This window comes from Kitasatospora sp. NBC_01302 (genome assembly GCF_035976515.1).
Taxonomy (GTDB): domain Bacteria; phylum Actinomycetota; class Actinomycetes; order Streptomycetales; family Streptomycetaceae; genus Kitasatospora.
Genome location: NZ_CP108404.1, coordinates 9027558 through 9048101, shown reverse-complemented (window position 1 = coordinate 9048101; position 20544 = coordinate 9027558). Strand labels below are relative to the sequence as shown.

At 71.1% G+C, this 20544-nt stretch carries 20 protein-coding genes and 1 tRNA gene; 8 read left to right on the top strand and 13 right to left on the bottom strand.

Translation table 11 applies throughout. The features are described from left to right. Positions 1-11: 11 nt before the first annotated feature. Entirely contained in the window at positions 12-374 is a 363-nt protein-coding gene (locus OG294_RS39330; protein WP_327071368.1) for a hypothetical protein, read from the bottom strand. Positions 375-989: 615 nt separating this feature from the next. Here OG294_RS39330 and OG294_RS39325 point away from each other — a divergent pair. Both OG294_RS39325 and OG294_RS39320 read left to right on the top strand, forming a co-directional pair. Next, complete coding sequence (locus OG294_RS39325; RefSeq protein ID WP_327071367.1) at positions 990-2267, top strand: MFS transporter; 1278 nt, start codon at positions 990-992, stop codon at positions 2265-2267. 499 nt (positions 2268-2766) lie between these two features. Continuing rightward, the gene (locus OG294_RS39320; protein WP_327071366.1) at positions 2767-3534 is read left to right on the top strand and encodes a hypothetical protein; all 768 of its coding nucleotides are present in this window, start codon (positions 2767-2769) and stop codon (positions 3532-3534) included. A 668-nt stretch (positions 3535-4202) separates the two neighbouring features. Here the strand turns inward: OG294_RS39320 and OG294_RS39315 are convergent. After that, positions 4203-4835 (bottom strand): RICIN domain-containing protein, encoded by a 633-nt coding sequence (locus tag OG294_RS39315; protein WP_327071365.1) that lies wholly within the window; start codon positions 4833-4835, stop codon positions 4203-4205. 228 nt (positions 4836-5063) lie between these two features. Between OG294_RS39315 and OG294_RS39310 the strand changes: the two genes are divergently transcribed. Further along, positions 5064-6539, top strand: a complete 1476-nt coding sequence (locus tag OG294_RS39310) for a helix-turn-helix domain-containing protein (protein WP_327071364.1) — start codon at positions 5064-5066, stop codon at positions 6537-6539. 170 nt (positions 6540-6709) lie between these two features. Here the strand turns inward: OG294_RS39310 and OG294_RS39305 are convergent, their stop codons facing one another. From OG294_RS39305 to OG294_RS39285, 4 genes are all read right to left on the bottom strand, one after another. After that, positions 6710-6841 (bottom strand): hypothetical protein, encoded by a 132-nt coding sequence (locus OG294_RS39305; RefSeq protein ID WP_327071363.1) that lies wholly within the window; start codon positions 6839-6841, stop codon positions 6710-6712. A 639-nt stretch (positions 6842-7480) separates the two neighbouring features. Beyond that, positions 7481-7801 (bottom strand): NUDIX hydrolase, encoded by a 321-nt coding sequence (locus OG294_RS41290; RefSeq protein ID WP_442789296.1) that lies wholly within the window; start codon positions 7799-7801, stop codon positions 7481-7483. Next, a complete protein-coding gene (locus OG294_RS39290) occupies positions 7798-8004 on the bottom strand; it encodes a hypothetical protein (RefSeq protein WP_327071362.1) in 207 nt (68 codons plus the stop codon). Before OG294_RS39290 ends, OG294_RS41290 begins: the two co-directional genes overlap by 4 nt. Beyond that, positions 8001-8393, bottom strand: coding sequence for a transposase (locus tag OG294_RS39285; RefSeq protein WP_327071361.1), 393 nt, complete (start codon positions 8391-8393; stop codon positions 8001-8003). Before OG294_RS39285 ends, OG294_RS39290 begins: the two co-directional genes overlap by 4 nt. Positions 8394-8516: 123 nt before the next feature. Here OG294_RS39285 and OG294_RS39280 point away from each other — a divergent pair, with 123 nt between their 5' ends. Then, a complete protein-coding gene (locus OG294_RS39280; protein ID WP_327071813.1) occupies positions 8517-9215 on the top strand; it encodes an SDR family oxidoreductase in 699 nt (232 codons plus the stop codon). 179 nt (positions 9216-9394) lie between these two features. On the opposite strand, the gene OG294_RS39275 is transcribed toward OG294_RS39280, so the two are convergent. Then, entirely contained in the window at positions 9395-9853 is a 459-nt protein-coding gene (locus tag OG294_RS39275; RefSeq protein ID WP_442789295.1) for a transposase, read from the bottom strand. Positions 9854-10318: 465 nt separating this feature from the next. On the opposite strand from OG294_RS39275, the gene OG294_RS39270 reads away from it, so the two are divergent. Then, positions 10319-11140: an alpha/beta fold hydrolase gene (locus OG294_RS39270; RefSeq protein WP_327071360.1), complete on the top strand. Its 822-nt coding sequence runs from the start codon at positions 10319-10321 to the stop codon at positions 11138-11140. A gap of 1014 nt (positions 11141-12154) precedes the next feature. Here the strand turns inward: OG294_RS39270 and OG294_RS39265 are convergent. Continuing rightward, positions 12155-13036: an NAD(P)H-binding protein gene (locus OG294_RS39265; RefSeq protein ID WP_327071359.1), complete on the bottom strand. Its 882-nt coding sequence runs from the start codon at positions 13034-13036 to the stop codon at positions 12155-12157. An 83-nt stretch (positions 13037-13119) separates the two neighbouring features. Between OG294_RS39265 and OG294_RS39260 the strand changes: the two genes are divergently transcribed. Further along, entirely contained in the window at positions 13120-13683 is a 564-nt protein-coding gene (locus tag OG294_RS39260) for a TetR/AcrR family transcriptional regulator (protein ID WP_327071358.1), read from the top strand. Positions 13684-13786: 103 nt separating this feature from the next. On the opposite strand, the gene OG294_RS39255 is transcribed toward OG294_RS39260, so the two are convergent. Together OG294_RS39255 and OG294_RS39250 are read right to left on the bottom strand one after the other, a co-directional pair. After that, on the bottom strand, positions 13787-14296 hold the full coding sequence (locus tag OG294_RS39255) for an nSTAND1 domain-containing NTPase (protein ID WP_327071357.1): 510 nt from the start codon (positions 14294-14296) through the stop codon (positions 13787-13789). A gap of 219 nt (positions 14297-14515) precedes the next feature. Beyond that, the gene (locus OG294_RS39250; protein ID WP_327071356.1) at positions 14516-14908 is read right to left on the bottom strand and encodes a DUF3303 family protein; all 393 of its coding nucleotides are present in this window, start codon (positions 14906-14908) and stop codon (positions 14516-14518) included. A gap of 1927 nt (positions 14909-16835) precedes the next feature. Between OG294_RS39250 and OG294_RS39240 the strand changes: the two genes are divergently transcribed. Then, positions 16836-17261 (top strand): DUF5959 family protein, encoded by a 426-nt coding sequence (locus tag OG294_RS39240; protein WP_327071355.1) that lies wholly within the window; start codon positions 16836-16838, stop codon positions 17259-17261. Between the two features lie 20 nt (positions 17262-17281). Here OG294_RS39240 and OG294_RS39235 read toward each other — a convergent pair whose 3' ends face one another. Both OG294_RS39235 and OG294_RS39230 read right to left on the bottom strand, forming a co-directional pair. Then, positions 17282-17965 carry an SMI1/KNR4 family protein gene (locus OG294_RS39235; RefSeq protein WP_327071354.1) on the bottom strand — a complete coding sequence of 228 codons (684 nt, stop codon included), beginning with the start codon at positions 17963-17965 and terminating at the stop codon, positions 17282-17284. A gap of 206 nt (positions 17966-18171) precedes the next feature. Then, positions 18172-18261, bottom strand: a tRNA-Gln gene (locus OG294_RS39230). A 590-nt stretch (positions 18262-18851) separates the two neighbouring features. Between OG294_RS39230 and OG294_RS39225 the strand changes: the two genes are divergently transcribed. Next, positions 18852-19223 (top strand): hypothetical protein, encoded by a 372-nt coding sequence (locus OG294_RS39225; RefSeq protein ID WP_327071353.1) that lies wholly within the window; start codon positions 18852-18854, stop codon positions 19221-19223. A 490-nt stretch (positions 19224-19713) separates the two neighbouring features. Here OG294_RS39225 and OG294_RS39220 read toward each other — a convergent pair whose 3' ends face one another. Beyond that, positions 19714-20202, bottom strand: a complete 489-nt coding sequence (locus tag OG294_RS39220) for a hypothetical protein (protein ID WP_327071352.1) — start codon at positions 20200-20202, stop codon at positions 19714-19716. Positions 20203-20544: the final 342 nt, after the last annotated feature.

Sequence of the window (20544 nt, the reverse complement as noted above, 5' to 3'; positions counted from 1 at the left end):
AGAAGGCGGCACTAGCTGGTGATGTAGATCCACTGCGTCGTCCACAGGCAGCCCGACCCGCAGTCGGGCAGCACGATGCCCCGGCCCGGAGCGAAGTGGACCGGTACCCAGCCCGAATCGGCCACGACGTAGCCGGTGTTGACGCTGCTGCCGACCCCCCACGTGCCGGGGATGTCGGCCCAGCCGGGGCCGGTGTTCCCGTCCTTCCGCAGCCCGTAGCAGTAGTCGGGGCCGCCGCTGTATACGGTCACCCCGGCAGTCGGGCAGGAGATATTGACAACGGTGGCGTCGGCCGGCGCGGCCATGGCGACGCTGCCCGCGAGGATGCCGCCGGCAACGGCGATCGCCGCAAGCTTCTTTCGGACCCTCAACATCGTGTTTCTCCGTTCGTGCCGTTCGGCGTCACTGGTCGCCGTCGACCTCGGATCGCCGGGTTCTGCCTCCGGAGCAGGAGCCAGGTCTGGAGTGCGGCACGAGTATCGCCGCCCGCTCGGGGCACGAGCCAGGGATTCGGACCGTCCCGGACAGTCCCGGACGTTCGAGGACGGTCTGGCACGAACCGGCCTCGCTGCGAGTGGTGTTGACGTGAAGCTGCCGGCCGTCCCACACGAGCCCGGTCCGGGCCCGGGACCTGGCTGGACGCTCCCGGACAGCCTCGGACACGGTCCGGTCGCGCACGGCGGCCAGAACGTGGGTGGAGTCGGTGCGCTGAGTGGCAGGGGCGGCTGCCATCAGGGCGGCGTGGAGCACGAGCATCTCCAGAAGAGGATTGACGGCTCGCCAGGTGCGAGAGCAGCGGGCATTCTCTCCTGAGATGATCTTGAAGCCTTGATTCGCAGACCGGGGCCGCGGTGAGCGGATCAACACAGGCGGCTTCGGCCGATCCCCTCGCCGGGGTTCGCCGAAGCGCTCGACGCGCGACTCGCTCCCGGGCACTGCGTTCCGCCGTCCTTCCCCGCCCAGCCGTGATCAACATGCAGGAGTACCACGTGAGTCAGACCAGCACCCTGTCCCCCGACGACCGTCAGGAGGCCGCCGCCCCGGACCGTCGGCCCTGGCTGGTGCGACGGGGGCTGCTCCTCGAGTCCGGCCCCCAGCGCCGACTGGCCCTCGGCGGCTTCGTCAACCAGCTCGGCACCGCGGCCTTCCTCGCGACGGCGCCGCTGTACGCGATGCGGGTGGTCGGCCTGTCCATCGGGCAGGTCGGCCTCGGCCTCGGGGTCGCCGGAGTGGTCGGCCTGCTCGCCGGCCCGCCCGTCGGGCACCTCGCCGACCGCCGCGGCCCGCACGGCGTCTTCCTGGTCACCCTGCTGATCCAGGCCGTGGCCATGGTGTCGCTGCTGTTCGCCCACTCGTTCGCGGCGTTCATGGCGGCGGTGGCGGTGACCGACCTGGCCGGCGCCTCGGGGGGCGCGGCGCGCGGCCCGATGATCCGCCGCTTCGGCGGTGACGAGGTGCCGAAGTTCCGCTCCTACCTGCGCTCGACCGCATTCCTGGCCAGTACCTTCGGCGCGCTGGCCGCCGGTGCGGTGATCCAGCTCGACTCCGGCACCGCCTACCGCGCGCTCATCCTCGCCAACGCCCTGACCTTCGTCGGCTGCGCGGCCGTCATGCTCCGGCTGCCCGGGCTGGAACCGCTGCCGGCCTCGACCGAGTCGGACCGGTGGCTCGCCCTGAAGGACAAGCCGTACATGGCGTTCGTCGTGCTGGACGGCATCCTGTGGATCCAGGGCGAGGTGGTGACCTACGCGCTGCCGCTGTGGGTGGTCCTGCACACCCATGCACCGCGCTGGTTCACCGGCGTCGCGCTCGCCGTCAACACCGTGATGGTGGTCCTCCTCCAGGTCCGCACCAGCCGCGGGATCAAGGGCGGCCAGGTCGCCGGCCGGGCCACCCGGCGCGCCGGGGTGGCGTTCCTGGTCGGTATGGGGGTCATCGCGACGGCCTCGGGCCTGCCCGGCTGGGCCGCCGCGGCGATCATGACGGCCGGCGTCGCCATCCACACCGTGGGTTCGCTGTGGCACGCGGCCGGGTCGATGGAGCTGCGGTTCCGGCTGGCCCCCGCGCACGCGCAGGGACAGTACTCCGGCGTGTTCGGCATCGGCATGGGCCTGTGCTACACCATCGCCCCCGGCCTGCTCGGCCTGCTCTGCCTGAACCGGGGCGCCCCCGGCTGGCTCGTCATGGGCGGCCTCTTCGTCGCCGCCGGCCTCGCCATGCCGTTCGTGGTCCGATGGGCCGGACACTCCCGGGAACTCGGCGCCTGAACCGCCAGACCAGAGCCCGGACCAGCCCCCCGAACAGCCCGGCCCCCCTTGAGCAGACCCCGGCCTGCACCAGAGGCCCTGTCTCCACGCACGGACAGACCGAGGATCACCCGGCCGATCCACCGCATTCGAACGCATGCTCACCAAGATCGGAACGACAACGGCTTCCGAGTGGGACTCCAGGGAGTCCCACAATTGAGCAGCAACTACGGGGTCCTCCTGACAAGATCGCCCTGCCATTCAGCTCAGCTGCCAAATCGTGTATGACTATGTGCCAAAAGCCCGAGCCTCCATGGTCTCGGCGATGTGTGATCAACCCGCGGCCCACTATCGGACCGCTTCGTAGTTAGAGGGGGACCCCATCAGCAGACAGAGTCGCGCCCTGGGTGGCGTCATTGGCGCGCTGCTCAGCGTCACCGGTCTCGTCGGTGGCGCCAGCTCGGCCCAGGCCGCCGGCACCGGCTGCCTGGCACCGATTCCTGGCAGCAGACTCAGCGGCGTGCAGATCAACCAGCTGGCACCCGGACAGGGTCTCAAGAGCCCGGACGGCAGCCAGTCGATGCAGGGTGGGTGGCCCGGGCAGGCCTCCGTCGACCAGCTGGTCATGCAGACGGACGGGAACCTGGTGGTCTACGCGCTCACCCCGAGCGGCTCCATGGGCCCCGCGATCTGGAGCAGCGGCACCTGGGGCCACCCCGGCGCCCACGCGATTGCCCAGGATGACGGCAACTTCGTGGTGTACGACACCAACGGCTCGGCCCTGTGGGCTTCGGGGACCTGGGGCAGCAGTGGTGGCACGCGACTGCTTGCCGACGGAGACCTGCTGGTCGGCGGTGTCGCCGGCCGCCTGGGCTGGGCATCCGGCACTCGTGAGAAGCCATCGCAGTGGTGCCCTGCCAACGGGTCGTGGGGGCCGGGACTGGACCCGACGACCTTCGTTGGCCTGGAGCCCCGCGAGTGGATGCAGTCGCCCAACGCCTGGCTGGTCTTCCAGCCCGACGGCAACGTGGTGATGTACCGCAAGCGGGACAACGCCCCGATCTGGAGTACCGGCACCTGGGGGACGCACAGCACCGACCTGTTCCTCCAGGGGGACGGCAACCTGGTCCTGAACGGAAGCGGCTACGGCTACCCGGGGTGGGCGAGCGGCACTTGGGGTCACCCGGGCGACCACGCGGTGTTCCAGACCGATGGCAACTTCGTGATTTACGACGCCAACGGTACCGCGCTGTGGAGCTCGGGCACCTGGCAGACCGCCAACCAGTAAGTCGGGGCTGATACCCGGGCCCCGCAGCTGAGCGGCAGCTGCGGGGCCGCAGCATTCCCGGCCTACTCCGCCGCTGGTCGATGCTCGATCACCGGCAGGGGCGCCAACGGCTTCCGTCCGGTCAGCCCCAACTGCCCACCCACCCTCGCAGTCCGTTGGTCGAGCTGCCTGGAGATCAACTCCCTCCGCTCCGGTCACGGGTGTCGGCGAAGGCTTGAGCGAGCCCCCGGCGTACGGGACGCCGGCTGGCTTCAGCTCCATCAGCACCCAGCCCACCCGTCCCGCCTTTGCCTGTCCTTCCTCGCCGCTTGCTCGCAGTCGCGCGTTCGCGGGCCCGGGCTGCTCGGCGAGCCGAACGTGCGCCTCGCCGAGCAGCCCGACCAAGAGCGCCCGAACATGCCGTTGGCGGCGCTCGTGGAGGTGGTGGGGCCGGTGAGAGCGCCGGCCTCTGCTTGAGTACCGGTCTGACGGGTCGGCAGCCGGCGGGCACGGTCCCCGGGCCGGGGGCCGGGGGCCGGGGGCCGGAGGCCGGGGCCGAGCCGCTCGGCTGTCGTAGGGGATCGTCGGGTTGAGGCCCTGCTTCGGTTCCTCGGGCGGTGCCCGGGCGTGGTCGAGGGCCGGCGCGGCGTTCTGGAGAGCCCTGCCCATGGGCGCCGGTACCGGTTGCGTTACGCGGTGCGGATGTCCCACCACTGCTGGGACTGGAAGTTCTTGGCCCACAGCTGTGCCGGGGCGCCGTTGCCCGCGACGGTGGCGTTGCGGTCCAGCACGGTGTTGTTGTTGTTATTGAAGCGGACGTTGTAGATGGCCAGGTCACCGGAGGGGTGATACCACTCCTGCTGGGTGGTGCCGTTGCACTGCCACAGTTGGACCCTGGTCCCGTTGTTGCCGGCTCCGTTGGTGTCCGCGTCCAGGCACATGCCCGGGAACCGGACGTTCTGCAGGCTACCGTCGGTGGACAGCAGCCATTCCTGCTGGGTCGAGCCGTTACAGGCCCAGGCCTGGACCCTGGTGCCGTCTCCGCCATTGGTGGCGTCGGCGTCCAGGCACTGGTTCGGGGTCGGCCTGTACAGGCTGTAGATTCGCACGTAGGAGACCGGGCCGGCGGCGGGGGTGGCATCCGCCGCCCGGGTACCGGGCGCTCGGCCCTTGTCCCAGTTCACCTGGTGGGAGGTGGCCGAGGCGCTGCCAGGCGTACCGACCACCGACTGGCCGTCGGCGTAGGCCGTGCCTGCGCCCGTCGTCACCGCGGCCATGAGGCCGGCCGCGGCGGCTGCTGTCCCGAGAGTGTTCTTGATCATGCTCTGCTTCTCCTTGATGGGAGTTGGTCTCAGATGACGGTGGCCGGCGCGCCTTGGTGTGGCTGGCGGCGCTGTGCCCGGCCGATGTGAATCCTTCGGTTTTGCGCTGAACTCCCGCCAGAGCAGGGCGACATCGTGTGACAATCACACATGCCGCAGCCGTGTGAGCTGCGGTTTGGGACGGCGTTACACGCACTTGGTAACGCACCGATCCGGGGGGATCATGCCGTGCCGTACTGGACCGCGCTGCCCGACGGGCTCAGCCCCGCACACCGGCAGCTCGTGGAGGAACTGCGGGCGCTCAAGGACGAGCACCGGCTGACGTTGAAACAGATCGAGCGCCTGACGCACTACAGCCATGCCTCCTGGCAGCGCTGGCTCAACGGCTTGCGCCCCATCACCCGCGAAGCGCTGGAGAGCCTGATCACCGCGCTGGGCATCGACGGCGACCGGCTTCTGCTACTGCTCGACCACCCCGACACCGACCAGCCGCCGATGTCCGAACTGCGGTCGCTCCCCGGAGCAGCGCTCGAGGACCCGGCACCGGAGCCGACGCCGACACCGGCCGCCGGTCCCGGCGCCGGCGCGGAGCAGCCGCCCGAGCCGGGGACGGCCACGACAGGCGGCGAGGAGCAGGCGCCTGCCCCGGTCGCGGCGCCGCTCGGCGATGTCGAGGAGGCGGGCCGGGCGGTGGGCGCCGGCGATGACGCGCCGCTGGTGGACCACGCGGACGAGGCGCCGTCCTCGCTGTCCGGGGCGGCGCCGCTCTCCCGTCGTACGGGCCGGCTGCGGCGGCCGGTGCTGGCCTTGGTGCTCGGTGTGCTGCTGGGCATCGGCTCGACGGCGGGCCTACTGAAACTGCAGGGCCACCCCGCCGCGAGGGCCGCGAGCACACCCTGCCGCTGGTTCCAGCCCGGCCCGAACATTACCGCGGCGCTGCCTACCGGGCCGGGCTGGTCCAGCCAGGTGCCGATGGCGTCGGACCAGCCGACCGTGCCGATGCCGCCCCTGCCGGCCAGCCCCTCCGCGGTCCCCTCGCAGCCGAGTCCGGCCGCCGCCGCACAGGACCAGGCCGGACCGGCGACAGCCCCGAGCTGGGTGGCCCAAACGGCATACGACCGGCAGGCCACCACCACGACCGCAGGTGCAATCCTGGCGGTACGGTCCCCCGTCACGGCGGGGGACGCGCTGATCATCACGCTGTTCCTGACCGACACCTGTCCCGGCACGGTGACCGTCACCGACTCCCAGGGCGACCGGTTCCAGGACGTCGGGGACGTCACTGGCGTCGCGCGTGAGCGCCTGCTGGTCCTGGCCGCCTTCGACGTCCGGCCGCTAGCGGCCACGGACTCGATCAGGCTCTCCTACCTGGATGCCGGCAGCTACACGGTCACGGTCGACGAGTTCCGGGGCATCCACGCGGTCCGGGCCGGCATCGAGCGCTTCGGCGAGGTGGCCGCCGGCGATGACTCGGGCAGCCAGGCGACCACCACCTGCGAACCCGGTGACCTGGGGATCGCCACCGCCGGCAGCAGGACCTACGCCGCAATGTACTTCAACCCTCCTTGGCACATGTTGCCGGTCGTTCCGCCCGCCCCCTACAACCTGCGCACCAGCTGGGACACCACGACAACCACCGGACCGTGCCAGGCATCCGGTGCCGTGTTCTACAACGAGGTCATTTCGTCCGTCCTCTTCCACTGACTGACGGCACTACCGCCTCCCACCACAGCCGCCGCCAGGACCGGGGCGCTGGCCGGCTGCTGCTGCGGGGTTCACCTCGGCGTCGTGGTGGAGCGCGCAGGGCTTTCCCGCCCGCGGCGGCGACCCGCGGGCGGGCGGGGCCGGCAGGCGGGGGCGTGCGACGGTGGCGGTCAGGTCCCCAGCGGCTTCCAGGCGTCGACCAACGTACGGCAGCCGAACAACTGCTCCTGGGAGGTGGCCGGCGTGTGCGCTGTGACGGCTGCGTGAGGTGCGGTGGCCGCGGTGGGCGATGCGCTGGCCATCAAGATCATCGGAAGTGCTGTGCAACCACCATACGCACGCCGGGCCGTAGCCATTGCCGTGGCCACGGCTTCCGCTCCGGCTCTGGTCGGGTCCTGCCCGGCGCAGGCGGCCCAGGGTGCCGGAACCCGGTAGCGCCATCGAGTCCGGGCCCGTCGACGGGGCCGGAAACCCAACATGGCCCGGAACATTCTCCTGCGAGGGATCCGGCGGACTGTCCCTTCCCGGTCAGCGGGCGCGGGCCGGCTGCTGGACAGCGCCAGCTCCAGCCGCCCGGCGCACGAGAGGCCGCTCAGCGTCGCTCCTCGGACAACCGGCACAACAGACCAGCCCCACTGCCCAGAAGAAGTGGGCACTCAATGAACATCAGTATCAATAGAGAGACAGCCAGAAGGGCTCAATCGGGTCCATCTTCACGTGCTGATCCCGAAGGGCCATGAACTCACAGAGAATCAGGGCCGCAGCCGAGCTCCAATGCTGATCGCCGTCCGGCCCGGGGCTGCCCCGAGCACCAGCGGCACTCCGGTTCGCGTGGAACGCCCCTACGCCACCTCCTACGGGACAGGGCAGGTTTTCACCTGCGCTGCGGCCCGCCCGCGACTGTCTCTAGTGGTGCCATGCCTCGCCTCCGACGTTGTGGATCATCCGCTGCAGTACCTTGAGGGTGACCAGGTACTCCTCATCAGAGATGCCGTCGTGGGCCTGCTCTCGCATGGCCGTCTGGCGCTCTGCGCACTGGCGATAGAGCCGGGCCGGGTGACCCGGGCGTCGGCCATCCCGATCAGCTCCGGGGCCGTCCTGCCAGCCCGGTCCTTCAAGCCGAGTTCCTCTTCCAGCTCACGCACGACGGCATCGCGGAAGTCCTCGCCGGCATCGACGTTGCCACCGATGGCGCTGTAGTGCACGGAGTCGGCGCGGTCGCGGCGCAGCAGCGCAACGTCGTCGCCGCAGAAGGCGCTCACGCCCGTCTGGTGCCGGCGGCCAGTGCCCGTTTCGACTGCGCGAGGGCGGGTTCCGGCTTGGTGGCAAACGCGTGATCGTCGGGGAAGCCGGCCGCCGCCATCCGGTCCTGGTCAGCATGCCCGGCCTCCTGCACGTACAGGTCCCGGTCGATCAGGGCGTGGCCCCGCTCGGGCGCGTACGTCGTGTACACCGCGACGATCACGTTCCCGACCCGGCCCATCGTGCCGGAACACTGCCGGCCTGCGGCCGCCGCCACCGTGCCTTCTTCGCCTGCCCGGTCTCGTCGAAGATGAGGACCCCAGCGTCGGCGCCGAGGTGCCGGGCCGGGAAGAAGCGCACCGCGTCCCCAGCCGCATCCTCGTCCCGCACCGCGCGCTCCACCAGGTGGTGCAGGCGGCAGGGCCGAGCCAGCCCCACTGTCTCCGCGAGCGACCGGCAGTTGCCTTCAACCTGCGGCATCAGCAGCCCACGCAGGTACAGCAGTGCGTTCTGCCGCAGGTCACGGCGGTGGAAGACCGGCGCCAGGCTTACGGCGAGTTCAGCGAATACCTTTTCCATCAGCCCGGGATCGACACGTGCGGCGCTGGCCACCCGATCTTCGTGTTGTGTCACAAGATCATGACTATCGGGTAGCCTGCGTCCGCCAACTCAGTGTTCACCGACACCTGGAGACTGGCGCATCGCCGATTCCACCGTCACCAAGGAGGCCGTGCCATGGAACCCGTCACGTTGATCACCGGCGGTTCGAGCGGGATCGGTGCGGCCACTGCCCATGTCCTGCTCAAGCAAGGCCACCGCGTGGCGATCACTGGCCGCGATGCCGGTCGCCTGACCGCCTTCGCCACCTCCACCGGAGCGGGCGAGCGGCTGCTGACCATCACCGGTGACGCCGGCGACGAGAGCCATGTCGCCGCTGGCGTGCGTCAAGTCGTGGGCCTGTGGGGCCGATTGGACACGGTGATCGCGAACGCCGGGTTCTCCCTGCCCGGCACCCTGGAGGACCACGACCCCGCGGCCATGCGGGCCATGGTTCTCACCAACATCCTCGGCCCGGCCCTGCTGGTACGCGAGGTACTGCCACACCTGAGGCAGTCCAAGGGCCGGATCGTGATCGTCGGTTCGGTCGCGGGCACCAGGAACACGCCCGGCAACCTGTACTCCGTCACCAAGTGGGCCGCGCACGCCCTGGCCGAGAACGTCCGACTCCTGGTGGCCAAGGACCGCGTCGGCGTCACTCTTGTCGCCCCAGGAGTTGTGGACACCCCATTCTGGGACGAGCGCGGTGGATCACCCGCAGCGGCGCCGACACTGACCGCCGAACAGATCGCCGAGACGATCCTGTTCGCCGTCAATCAACCCGAAGGCGTGGACATCAACCACCTCGTCGTGCGGCCCGCCGGCCAGGTCAACTGATCGACCGCGCTGCGGGCGACGGGGCGCACGAGCAGCAGCATCAGGCCACGATCTACGACCGGAGTACCAGCGACCGGCCCAGGCGCAGGGGCCGAGGTTCTGCCGCCGGGACACCCCCGACGAGGGGTCGGTGCGCCCCGGCGGCAGGACCTCGGTCGGCCACGGGTACGGCTACCGCTTCAGCCAGGTGCGGATCGCACGGGAGACGGCGCCTTGCTCGACGGGCAGCAGTCGGCGACCCGTGCGCGGATGTCGCGTTCGAGGGCCTGGACGGAGCGGTGGACGCCGCGGCGGAGCAACGTGTTGGTGGGCTCGGCAAACCACCGCTCGACCAGGTTCAGCCAGGACGATCCGGCCGGTGTGAGGGGTAGCTGGAAGCGGGGGTGGGCCAGCAGCCACTTCTTGATCGCCTCGGTCTTGTGGGTGGCGTAGTTGTCCAGGTTGTCCAGGACGAGGTGCACTTCAGGGCCGGCCGGGACCTCCCGCTCCAGCTTGGCCAGGAACTTCTCGAACTCGGCGGTGCGGTGGCGTCGACGCAGGGAGCCGATGACCTTGCCGGTGGGCGTCATCCGGACCAGCTTGGCGACCTGCCCACCGGTGCCCGTCCGCTCCCAGCCCGGTCGAAGCGCGGCGCCCAAGCCCTCCGGTCCGCGAGGAAGCGGGCGCGCCACTCGGAGACCGTCTCCGCGCTCACCGCGACGGCAGCCGCGACCGAACCCACCGAGCACCTGCCGCTCGTAATCCGACAACACCAACGCGGCTGGCTTCGGCCCGGGACGTCTCATGCGCCGATCAACAACGGATCAAGGGACTCAGGACACCAGGCGCACGAGATCAGCGGGGCCCGGCCGGGGGCTTTCCACCATCCACTCCCCCAGTGACGGAGAACGTGCCTGAGCTGCGGCGCCGCCACGGAGAAGTCGGACGGCGTGCCGGAGGAACCCCGGGCTCTCCGCGTCGGCCCGGAACTGCCGACAGGAACCGCAGGCGCCCACAAGCCAGAACCGGGATCCCGCACCGCCCCGGCATCTGACGTCTGGCCAGTTCCGGAAAGGCTGTGGTCAAGGCCGGCTCTGTCACAACACGGGTCTAACGTTGCCCATGTGAACGCTCCTCAGCTCGCCTACCGCGAGAGCGCCGGTGAGGGCCGCCCCGTCGTGCTCGTGCACGGCAACTCCAGTTCCTCGCGCACCTGGCTGCCGCTGCTCCAGGGCCCGTTCGGGCGGCGCTTTCGCTGCCTGGCCCCGGACCTGCCCGGGCACGGCGCCTCGCCGCGCGCCGGTGACAGGTACTCGTTCGCGCTGTACACCCGCGCGCTGGCCGACTTCGTCCGGGACACCCACGCCGAGGGTGCGCTGATCGTGGGGATGAGCCTGGGCGGACACATCGTGATCCAAGCCGCGCCCGAGCTGCCGGGAGCCGCCGGGTTCGCGGTCTTCGGCGCGCCACTGAAGAGCGGGCCCGGGGCGATGGCCGGGAGGTTCCTGCCGCACCCCTCGCTCGGCACGGCCCTCAGCGGCGAGGTCGGCCCGGGCGAGGCGCGCGCCTACGCCGCCGCCCAGCTGGCTCCCGGCGCGCAGCCCGCTCCCGAGGCCGTCGCCGACATCCTGGCCACCGATCCGGCCGCCCGCACCGATCTCTCGGCAGCCCTCGCCACGGGGTCCTTCGCCGACGAGATCGCCATCGCACGCGGACTCAGGCGGCCGCTGGCCATCCTGCACGGGAGCGAGGAGCAGCTCGTCAACCTGCGCTACCTGCGCGTGCTCGCGCCCACCCTGCCCACCCTGTGGCGCGGCGAGATCCAGCTGGTCCCCGGCGCCGGGCACAGCCCACACCAGGAGGCACCGCAGGCGTTCACGGCACTGCTGACCGACTTCGAGGCGAGCCTTCCCGGGCCAACGGCCCGGGAACCAGCCGATCAGTGATCCCCGGAACCGCCCTGGCACGCCCCCACCCACAAGCCCCCCCCCGGGTGGCCGCCCGGAAGCGTCGGCACGGACCACGAGACCCCGGCCACGCCCGGCAGCCGGGATGCTGCTCACACCCGACCCAACGACCACAGCCACACAGCACAGCCGGAGGGCCCACCGTCGCCGAGGCGGCCCAGCCGGCAGCGGCGAGGCCGCCGCACCTGGTAGGGCCCACCGCGGCCCGCCACGGCCCGCCAGTGACGGCCTCGACCCTTTCGGGGGGCGGGGGGCGTTTCGGCTCGTTGACCTCCGGCCCCACGGCCCGTGCTCTGCGAATCGCCTGCCTCTTCGGCCGAGCCGGCGCCGTTCGCCGGGCCGTCATCGCCGGATGGCCGGCCGGTCGTGATGCGCCGACGGGCGTGGCTCCGGAGACCTTCGGGGTCGGCTGCGACGGGCCGGGACCTGTGCTCCAGACGTAGCCGCCCTCGACCCGCAACGCCCGGCCACCGGGGGCGGGCTCGAACTGACTTTGCCGGGGCAGTGGGGGCCGGTGGGTTCACGGTCCGGGCCGCCGGGCGGAGCGGACAGGACGGCTGCCGGAGCGTCGGCTGCCCGCTCGGCGATCGCGGTCAGCGACTTCGAGCGAGCCCGGCACCGCGCCGGCCGGCGGCGCGCACGCAGCGAGCGCAGGGACGAAGGTGGCGGCGGCCCTTGGCCGTGCGCGGATCGGGCACCGCCGTCGGGCAGTCCAGCGGATGCGGGTGTTCCGCGGCCCCGGCGGGGTGGGCCTGGTGGATTGGCCCAGGCCGCCGGGGACGGTCGATGACGAGCGGGCAGAGACGGTCTCGCGTCGCGGCGGCCAGGAACTCGACACCTCTGGACGGACACGCGAAACCACCGTGCCCCGGTATCGGAGGTGCCACGTCGCGGCGCAGATGGGCCGATGAGCAGGTCAGCTCACCGGCCGGGGCCGGTCGTGGCGACGAGCGCGCGGGCGGGATCGAGATCCCCGTGATGATCCCAGGTGGGTCATGCCCGGGCGGCTGCGGCGGGCTTGAGGACTTCCCTGCACCAGGTGCGGAAGTCTGTCGGTGCGGGCTCGGCGGTCGCCCAGTCCGCGTCGTAGATGCCGTGGTCCTGTGCGGCGAACGCCTCGGTCATGTCCTTGACCGTCTGGTCACTGGCACCTCGGGAGCGCAGCAGCGACGCGAAGTCGTCGCTGCTCAGGCGGCGGTAGGTGACCGGACGCCCGAGTTCCTGGCTGATCACCTCGGCCATCGCGTCAGGGGTCAGTCTGTCGGGGCCGAACACGGGGAGGTTCTCCTGCCCGGTCCAGGACAGATCGGTGAGCAGGCCGGCGGCGGCGCCGGCGATGTCCCGCGTCGCGGTCGACGCCAGCGGCAGGTCGCCTGCGCAGGTCAGTTGGAACGCGCCCTGCTCGCGGATGGCATCGAGTTGCCCCAGGAGGTTCTCCATGTAGAAGGGCATGGACAACGCCCGGTACGCCGCACCGGACGTGCCGAGTTCGGCATCCATCGCGAAGGCCGCCGACAAGACGCCGGCCGGGGACGGCCAGCCGTGGCCCGCGCTGGACACACCGACGAGGTGGCCGACCCCGTGCCGGGCAACGGCAGCGGCGCCCGCCCGGGCGAAACGGAGATAGTGCGCCTGGGCGCTCGGTGCCTGCGGGTTCGGCGGGACGAGCCAGAACAGCGCATCGGCACCGGGCAGGGCCTTGTCGAGCACGGCCGGATCGTCGTGCGAACCGCTGACGGCCTCGACCCGCTCGCGGACCGCGTCGTCCAGACGCGAGGCGTCACGAACGATGACGCGGACCTCCTTGTCCTGGTCGAGCAACTGACGGACCAGTTGGCTGCCGATCTGTCCCGTCGGCGTGGTGACGACGATCATCGCATCTCCTCTAACATGAACCTGAACTCCGGTTCCGAATGTAAGCGCGACCTCCGCGCAACGTCAACTACAGTGGAGCGACCATGACCGCTCCCCAACGCCCGCTGCGCGCCGACGCCCGGCGCAACCGCGAGACCGTCCTCGACGCCGCCGGCGAGCTGTTCGCCCAGCGGGGCGACGCCGTGCAGATGGACGAGATCGCCGAGCGTGCCGGCCTGGGCGTCGGCACCCTCTACCGGCACTTCGCCGACAAGCAAGCGCTGCTCGCGGCGATCATCGGCCGCCGGTTCGAGGCGATGACCGCCCTCGCCCGCGCCGCCGACGAGACCGAGGACCCTTGGACGGCGTTCGAGACGCTGCTCTACGGCTATCTGGAATCCGTACAGGCCGATGCCGCGTTCCGCTTCGCGCTCCTCAGCCCGGAAGAGCCCCGCTGGAACGACATCGCCGTCGAAAAGACAGACTTCTCAGCGATCACCGAAAGCATCGTGCAGCGTGCCGTCGACGCCGGCCACCTCCGTGACGACTTCCACGCTCGCGACTTCGTCCTCATCACCCGTGGCGCCATGGCGAACATGACCGGCGCCAACAACTGGCGCAGGCACGTCACGCTGTTGCTCGAGGGCATCCGCGGCCCCGAACGCTGACCCGACACCGGTCCTTCGAACCACCCGCGGGCGCACCAGAGCACCATCGCATTCAGCAGAGCTGAGGATGACACTCCCCAGCCGGGCTGAACGGTCCGGCGGGTCAAGAAGTGTCGTGCTGCAGTGACTCGCGCCAGACCAGGAACTTGCGGTCCTCTGCGGTCCACGCCGCCAATTCGTCCCAGACCGCGATCAGCGCTTCGTGGGCCAGTTCGACGGTCTCCGCGCCCTGGGAGCCATCGATGACCAGCATCCGGATGGTGGCCAGGCGTTGTGCGATCTGCCACTGGTGCTCGCTCAGTTCAGCGCGCGGTACCCGTCTGCGAGTCGCGCCGGCCGAGCTCAGCGGTACCCGGACCAGCTGGGTGAACAGCCGCCTCGACTGCCCTGGCTGCCTCGGCTGCCTTTTGACCAACGGTAGACGTAGCCGACGTGACGGCAGGAAGCCGAAGACCATTCGCGAAATCACGGCCAGAACCCCGGACTCCCCCATCCCGTGCTCGATCGTCGGCCGGACCTGCTCGGGGCTTCCCCGGCCCGTCGTGCGGTCCGGCACCGGTTGCGGCCGTCCGCCCAGGCCGATGGTGCGGTCGGCGGGGACGGGGCCGTCCACGCGCAGGAGCCGGACCCCGCTGCCGCAGGCCGCGCGGAGCAGAGCCAGGATGCCGAGCAGTGCCTCGTGCGGGCGCGCGGCGGCGGTGAGCGGGACGCCGCGTTCGATCCGGCGCGGCGGACGGGCGGAAGGGCGGTAAGGGCCGGCGGTCCTGGGCCCGGACGCGGTGCTGGCCCGCCCCCTGTTGCCGGGTGGGCGGGCCAGGCGTCGACGCGGCGGTCAGGCCCTCTGCAGGCCGGCCTGGACATCGTCGAAGTTCATCACCGGAATGAAGGTGATCCTGGCGCCGAGCTCCTGAAAGAACGGCTCGGCGACACTGGGGATGTCGGACGCCTCCTTGAGGTCGAAGACGATGAAACCGGTCCGCATCCCGTCCTTCGCCCCGAAGTACGCGGCCTCCGGCTTGATCCGCTCGAACACCGACGCCATGGTCTGGGCCAGCGTCTTGCCCGCGATCGCCTTGTTCGTCTTCTCGGTGTCCATCTGGACCGTCAGCAGCACCCTCATGGCTGTTTCCACCTCTGGTTGGCGTTCGGGCACATACGTGCCCCCTTCCAGATCGTGGCCGCGATCCGCGGACCCGGCAGCCGGGGCAGCGCACAGGAGGGACACGAGGCCGACCCTGCCGAGGGGTCCGACACGCAACGCCCCGCTCCCGAGGCCCGGGCGCGGCGCCCGGGGGCGGGCCGTTCGTCGCCCCGGTGCCCCGTCGCCGTACAGGTCGGTGTGCGCCGTTCGGACGCAGGCCGGGCCGATCGATCCAAGCAGCCCGGGAACGCCCGCCCCCGCTTGGCGGTGAGGACCCGACACCCCCTTGGCCGGGCTACGGGCCACGGGCCACGGGCTACGGCGCCGGACGGTGAACGCCCGGTGTGCCACGACAACGGCGGCAAGCCACCGTGCGCACGGACCGCCAGGACAGCAGCCGGCCAGGACCACGGCCGGCGAAGCCGCCACCGGATCGACCCACCCTGGCGCCGAACGGGTGATCCGCTGCCGCCGCGCGGGAGCAGGCACGGTGCGGCGAGGCGGGACCGGCGCCTTTGCGTCCGGACACGTGGTCGGGACGGCAACACGAAGACCACCAGGAGAGCCGGGACCACCGATGCACGCCGCACCCGCCGACAGCCCCCGCCAGGACAACGCCGCCGACCCGGCCACCCGGCGCCGCTTCCCCGTCGCCGGCGCCGGCGCACTGGCCACCGTCCCCCTCCTCCCGACCGCTCCGCCGTTCGCGCAGCCCCACGGCCTGGCGGATCCGGCACGGCCGCCAGTAGCGGACACGGAGACGCCCGGGCCCGAGGAGGCACCGCGGCAGCTGGTCGAGGGCAACGAGCGCTGGGTGGCCGGAGAGCTCCTGCATCCCCACCAGAGCGTGGCCCACCGCCTGGCGGTGGCTGCCGGAGAGCACCCGCTGACGACCGTCTTCTCGTGCATCGACTCCCGGGGTACCGCCCGAGATCGTCTTCGACCGCGGCGTCGGAGACCTGTTCGTCGCGCGAACCGCCGCCCAGACCAATGACGACCTGATCCTGGACCCGGCCTCCGTGCGAAACAGGCCGACCCCGATCCATCTGGTTCCGGCCATCCATCCGTACATCTCGACGACCGTCTCGCCGAGCAGGTCGACCAGGGGCGGGCCCGGCCGGCTGCGTAGAGAAGGGTCGAGGAGCCCGTCGATCGCCACGGTCTTGGCCTGCCCCAGCCGCGAATGCAGGCCCCCGACCAGGGCGTCCAGCTCGTCGCTCCGCCTGCTCCTGGGTCCGTCCTCTTGTCCCGGGGCATCCAAGTCAATGATCCGGTAGGTCTGCGGGCACCCCGCAGTGGTCGAAACGCGCTCGTGGCTCCATGGCTGGGCGAGCAGACCTTCGATCATCGTGAGGCGGGTAGTTGTGTCCACCCGCGGGAGTAAACCCGATCGGGCTGACACGCAGCTCGACGGGAACCGCACTGTTGTCGTCACCCGTCCCGGCGCTGTGCGGCGAGCGCGATCCGGAGTCGCGTCGGTTCGCCGGTGGTGCGGGCGAGGCGTCGGAGCATGAGGGTGATGGATGGCACTCCAGACGGGGTGGACCCCGGCGTGGGCGGGAGTCTCTCGTGGTCTCGGACGTTTCGGCGGGCGCGCATGAACCAGGCCAAACCACGCTCCACGAACCAGCGGTGGGGCAGGACGACGAAGGCCTGGGCGTCGGGTGGTCGTTTCACGATCTTGATGGAGGCCCGCCACCACGTGCAGGAGACCTCGCCGGTGACCTGCGGGTCCTGGCAGCCGGAACCCCGGCTCAGCGCGGGGCCAGAAACCGCGATATCGCGGGATGCTTCCCGACATAAGCTGATACGGGTCGATACGAGCAGCCTCATCCAGAACGCAGCACTTGGCGATCCATCATCTGTCCGCCAAGTGGCAGGGCTCGGCCGCGACGAACACAGAGGGCGCCGCCGCCCGGCTGCCAAGAGGGGCCAGGGGGCTGGGTCAAGGGCGAGCCCTATAAGGAAGGATGCGCCTTTGGAGTGCACGACGAAACGGACGAGGTAGACCATGGCAGAGCCGAACTTGCTGGACCTGATCCACCTGGAGAACACGGACGCAGACGGTGCCCGTGACACCGTCCGAGTCCAGCTTCGTCCCGACCTGCCAACCATCCACAACTACCTGCGAGCCGACGTCCTGGTGTCTGCGAGCTTTGTCGACGCCCGCCTGGATCTTTACCTGTCCCCGGACGACCTGACTGCCTGGCAGCACGAACTGTCCGCCCTCGCACCCGGCGCAACTGCACTGATCGGCGGAGACCGAGGGCTGAACCTCACCATCCACCTGAACGACGACGAAGCCACCACCATCGAGATCAACGACCCCGACCGCCTCTACACAATCCTCTGGATCCGCCCCCACGACGATTGGATCAACGACCACCGCGCACGCATCGAGAGGGCCCGCCGGGCCTGGCCTGCCGAAGGTGTGTAATCGTTCCTCCAGGAGGCGTGTCAGCGGCGGGCCGCCTCTGTCGCGCGGCCGGCCTCAGCCAGCCAACTCCGGTACCAGAGGGCGAACGTCATGGGCTCCTGCCCCGGCCCGAGGAGCGGTTCGAGGTCGCGCTCGTCCGCCCGGTCGTCGGACCAGATACGGCCACGTTCGGGTCCGCTGACAACCAGCCACTGGCGGTAGGCGCAGCCCAGGTGGCACAGGGCGATGGCGCCGACAGTCCGCTCGGGATCCCACATCAGCGCCTCCCACCTCGCATCCCAGGCGCCCATCGCCCGGCCGAAGTCCTCGTCCTCCACGAAGTCCTCCTCCTGGGGACACTCGTCCTGGAGTGCGCCGACCTCGACAGGATCGGGGCCCTGAACCGGGAAGGGCTCGGACAGGCGGGCCAGATCGGGCAGGTCCGCCCCGTCGCCCTCCCAACGCCACCGCCCGTCCACGCGGCGTATCGGAAAGACCCCGTAGCCCGGGCCGGCACCGCCGGCGCCGACCTGGGTCAAGAACTCCCGGTAGTCCTCGGGGAGCCGAACACCCAGCTGACCCTCCAACTCCTCCAGTTCGCCCGCAGTGAGCGGATCCTCCAGTAGGAACCTGTGGCCATGGAAGCCGAAGACCGCTTCGGCCCCCGCCACCGTCGCCAGTTGCTGTACCCGCTCGCGGACTCCCGCCCAAGACCCGGTGCTCATGCCCGCAGCGTACGAGCAGGGTCTGACACGCACTGAGGTGGCCCGAGCAACCCGGGCGGCATCACGACCGGCTCACACGCATCCACCACTCGCTGCCACCCGCACCCGCGCGACACGACCACCCCCGACGGAGAACGCCGCCATCACCGCACGGCCCGCAATCCCGCCCTCCGAGCCGGACCACCGGGCGACGAAGGCATGAGAAGCGGAGAAGGCAGGATTCGAACCTGCGTGGGCCTGCGGCCCGACCGGGACCAGAGCCCCGGCCCCCGATCAACCACTCCGGGCACCTCTCCCCAGGACCGGCCCGCTCGCTTCGCCGCGGTCCGTCCCCGTGCCACCAACCATGCACCGCCCCGCTGACCCGCCACTGACCCCGGCCTGACGGCTCCCCCGGCAGCCGACGGCGCGGTGCCCCAGTGGGAGAGGCGCGGCCATAGGCGTTCCGGGCCCCACCGCCGGGCCCGGCCGGTCAGCGCGAGCTTGTCCTGTCGATCGAGCCTTTGGCGACCGGTGTGCGGCCGGGCGCGGGAGGGCCTGCGGGTGTGAGCGGCGGTCGTCTCGCGATTCCCGGTCGCCTGACGCCGAGTTGCGTGACGACCGCCCGGCTGCAGGCGCCCGGCCAGGACGTGGCCGCGGTGATCTCCAGGGGGTCGGCTGCCGGTACGGCCGCGGGGGCGGCTTCGACGCCGGTTGCCGTCGGTCGCGCCGTCCGGGACTGCCCAAGACCGTCCGACACCGTCCGACACCGTCCGGGGGGCCGGGAGACCGGCTTCGGCTCTTGCCACTGCGATTGTCCGCTGGAAGCATGACCGCGTCCGGCCGTACCCCGGCGCACCATGCGCCGATGCGTGTGCCGGCTGATGACCCTCGGGGGAACCGTCTCATGCTGTCTCGCCGTACCTCGCTGCGAACCGCCGTCGCCGTCCTCGGCGCGGGCGCCGCGCTCACCCTGACCATGTCCGCACCGGCCTTCGCCGCCAACGAGGGCGATCACTGGCTCACCACCGCGAACTGCACCGCCGACCAGAAGATCGAGCTGCAGCTCTACAGCGACGGCCAGTACCACGACTTCCAGGCCATCGACCCGACCCGGATCAACGGCAACTGCGAGTTCGTCCTGCTGGACGGCCGGGTCGGCTGGGACTCCTTCAGCGGCGCGCAGTCCCCCTGGTACTACGACGGCCCGGGCCGCAGCTACCAGGCCTACGTCATCGACCACACCTCCGGCCAGGTCGCCTACGGCATCCGCAACTGAACCCAGGGCTGAACCGAGGGGACGTGCGCGGCCGGGCACTCGCCGACCACGCACGTCCCCGCCGGTGTCCGACCCGGTCGGCCCTTGGCCGCGGCGACAAGCACCCAGGCGCCGTCAGAGCCCGGCGACATCGATCCCTCGCGGCGTGGGGACCGCTCCCGCTGCCGAGCAGCACCTGCTGCCGGAACCCGCCCAAAGACCCACGGCCCGGACGCACCCCTCCCCTGCAGGCCGCCCCGACGGCGATCGTCCGGCAGTCCCCGCACCCACCGTGCACCGCCCCGGCCGGCGGCCGGTGAACAACTCCCAGCAGCCGCAAGCCACCAGCGGTCCACCACGGGCCCGCGGGATGCGCACGCCGGACCCCTGACGGGCCACCACTTCGGCGAGCCGGCGCCGGGCCCCGTGCCCGACCACCAGCCGGCGACCGGAACGCGCGTGCCGGCCGGTGCGGCGGTCGAGCACCGCACCGCACCGACACGCGTGCCGCTCAGGTGTTGCTGTCCCAGCGCGGCGCGCCGTTGCACGGCGTTGTGTTCGGCAGCGGCGCGTAGATCACGAGGTTGCCGTCGGTCTGGAAACACACGTAGTAGTACGAGCCGGTGTTGCCGCCCGTTCCGGAGTTCCACAGCGGCTGGTTGTTCTTCTGCACGACGAGGTTGCCGTCGTTCTGCATCACCGCTGAGGCGCCGGGGTGGCCCTCGGTCTGCGTGTTCCACAGCGGGTGGCCGTTGACGTCGTAGATCACAAAGTTGCCGTCGTTCTGCATGGTGAGCTGGTACTCGCCCACGCACCAGCGAACGCCGGGTGCGAAGTTGCTGCCGGGAGCCCAGGCCTTGTCGGCCGTCAGGCCGGCCTGGCAGGGGATCCAGGCGTCGTGGGGGGCCACGGTCGCGGCGGACGCCGGGGTGGGGCCGAATGCCGCTGTGGCGGCGAAGGCGAGGGCGGCAAGCCGGAGGGCTGCCAGACGGGATCGCATGGGGCTGAACCTTCCCGGTCGAAGAATCAACGGTCTGGAAGTGCTCGTAGCCGTGCATGCCCCCGCCCGGCGGGAGCGCCGATCAGCGTAGCGAGGCCGGAACGGCCATGCCATAGGCCAAAGGCGCACCCCAAACGCGAGCAGCACAGCAGGAACTCCACCCGCACGGCGACTTCGGCCGGCCCCGCCCCGAACGGACCGGACCGGACCGGACTCGACCTGGTCTTCCCGATGGTCGACCTCAACGTGCTGCCCTGGCAGCGGATCCGGGGCTCAAGGACGCGGCGGCCTTCGCCCACCCTGGCGGGCATGTGACGGTCACCCGCTCACCGCGGGAGACCA

What these genes read in the sequence shown, in the direction of transcription:
- OG294_RS39330 (WP_327071368.1), bottom strand. Translation starts at nt 374, where the DNA reads ATGTTGAGGGTCCGAAAGAAGCTTGCGGCGATCGCCGTTGCCGGCGGC.
- OG294_RS39315 (WP_327071365.1), bottom strand. Translation starts at nt 4,835, where the DNA reads ATGATCAAGAACACTCTCGGGACAGCAGCCGCCGCGGCCGGCCTCATG.
- OG294_RS39305 (WP_327071363.1), bottom strand. Translation starts at nt 6,841, where the DNA reads ATGGCCAGCGCATCGCCCACCGCGGCCACCGCACCTCACGCAGCCGTC.
- OG294_RS39280 (WP_327071813.1), top strand. Translation starts at nt 8,517, where the DNA reads ATGGAACCCGTCACGTTGATCACCGGCGGTTCGAGCGGGATCGGTGCG.
- OG294_RS39265 (WP_327071359.1), bottom strand. Translation starts at nt 13,036, where the DNA reads ATGATCGTCGTCACCACGCCGACGGGACAGATCGGCAGCCAACTGGTC.
- OG294_RS39260 (WP_327071358.1), top strand. Translation starts at nt 13,120, where the DNA reads ATGACCGCTCCCCAACGCCCGCTGCGCGCCGACGCCCGGCGCAACCGC.
- OG294_RS39240 (WP_327071355.1), top strand. Translation starts at nt 16,836, where the DNA reads ATGGCAGAGCCGAACTTGCTGGACCTGATCCACCTGGAGAACACGGAC.
- OG294_RS39235 (WP_327071354.1), bottom strand. Translation starts at nt 17,965, where the DNA reads ATGAGCACCGGGTCTTGGGCGGGAGTCCGCGAGCGGGTACAGCAACTG.
- OG294_RS39225 (WP_327071353.1), top strand. Translation starts at nt 18,852, where the DNA reads ATGCTGTCTCGCCGTACCTCGCTGCGAACCGCCGTCGCCGTCCTCGGC.
- OG294_RS39220 (WP_327071352.1), bottom strand. Translation starts at nt 20,202, where the DNA reads ATGCGATCCCGTCTGGCAGCCCTCCGGCTTGCCGCCCTCGCCTTCGCC.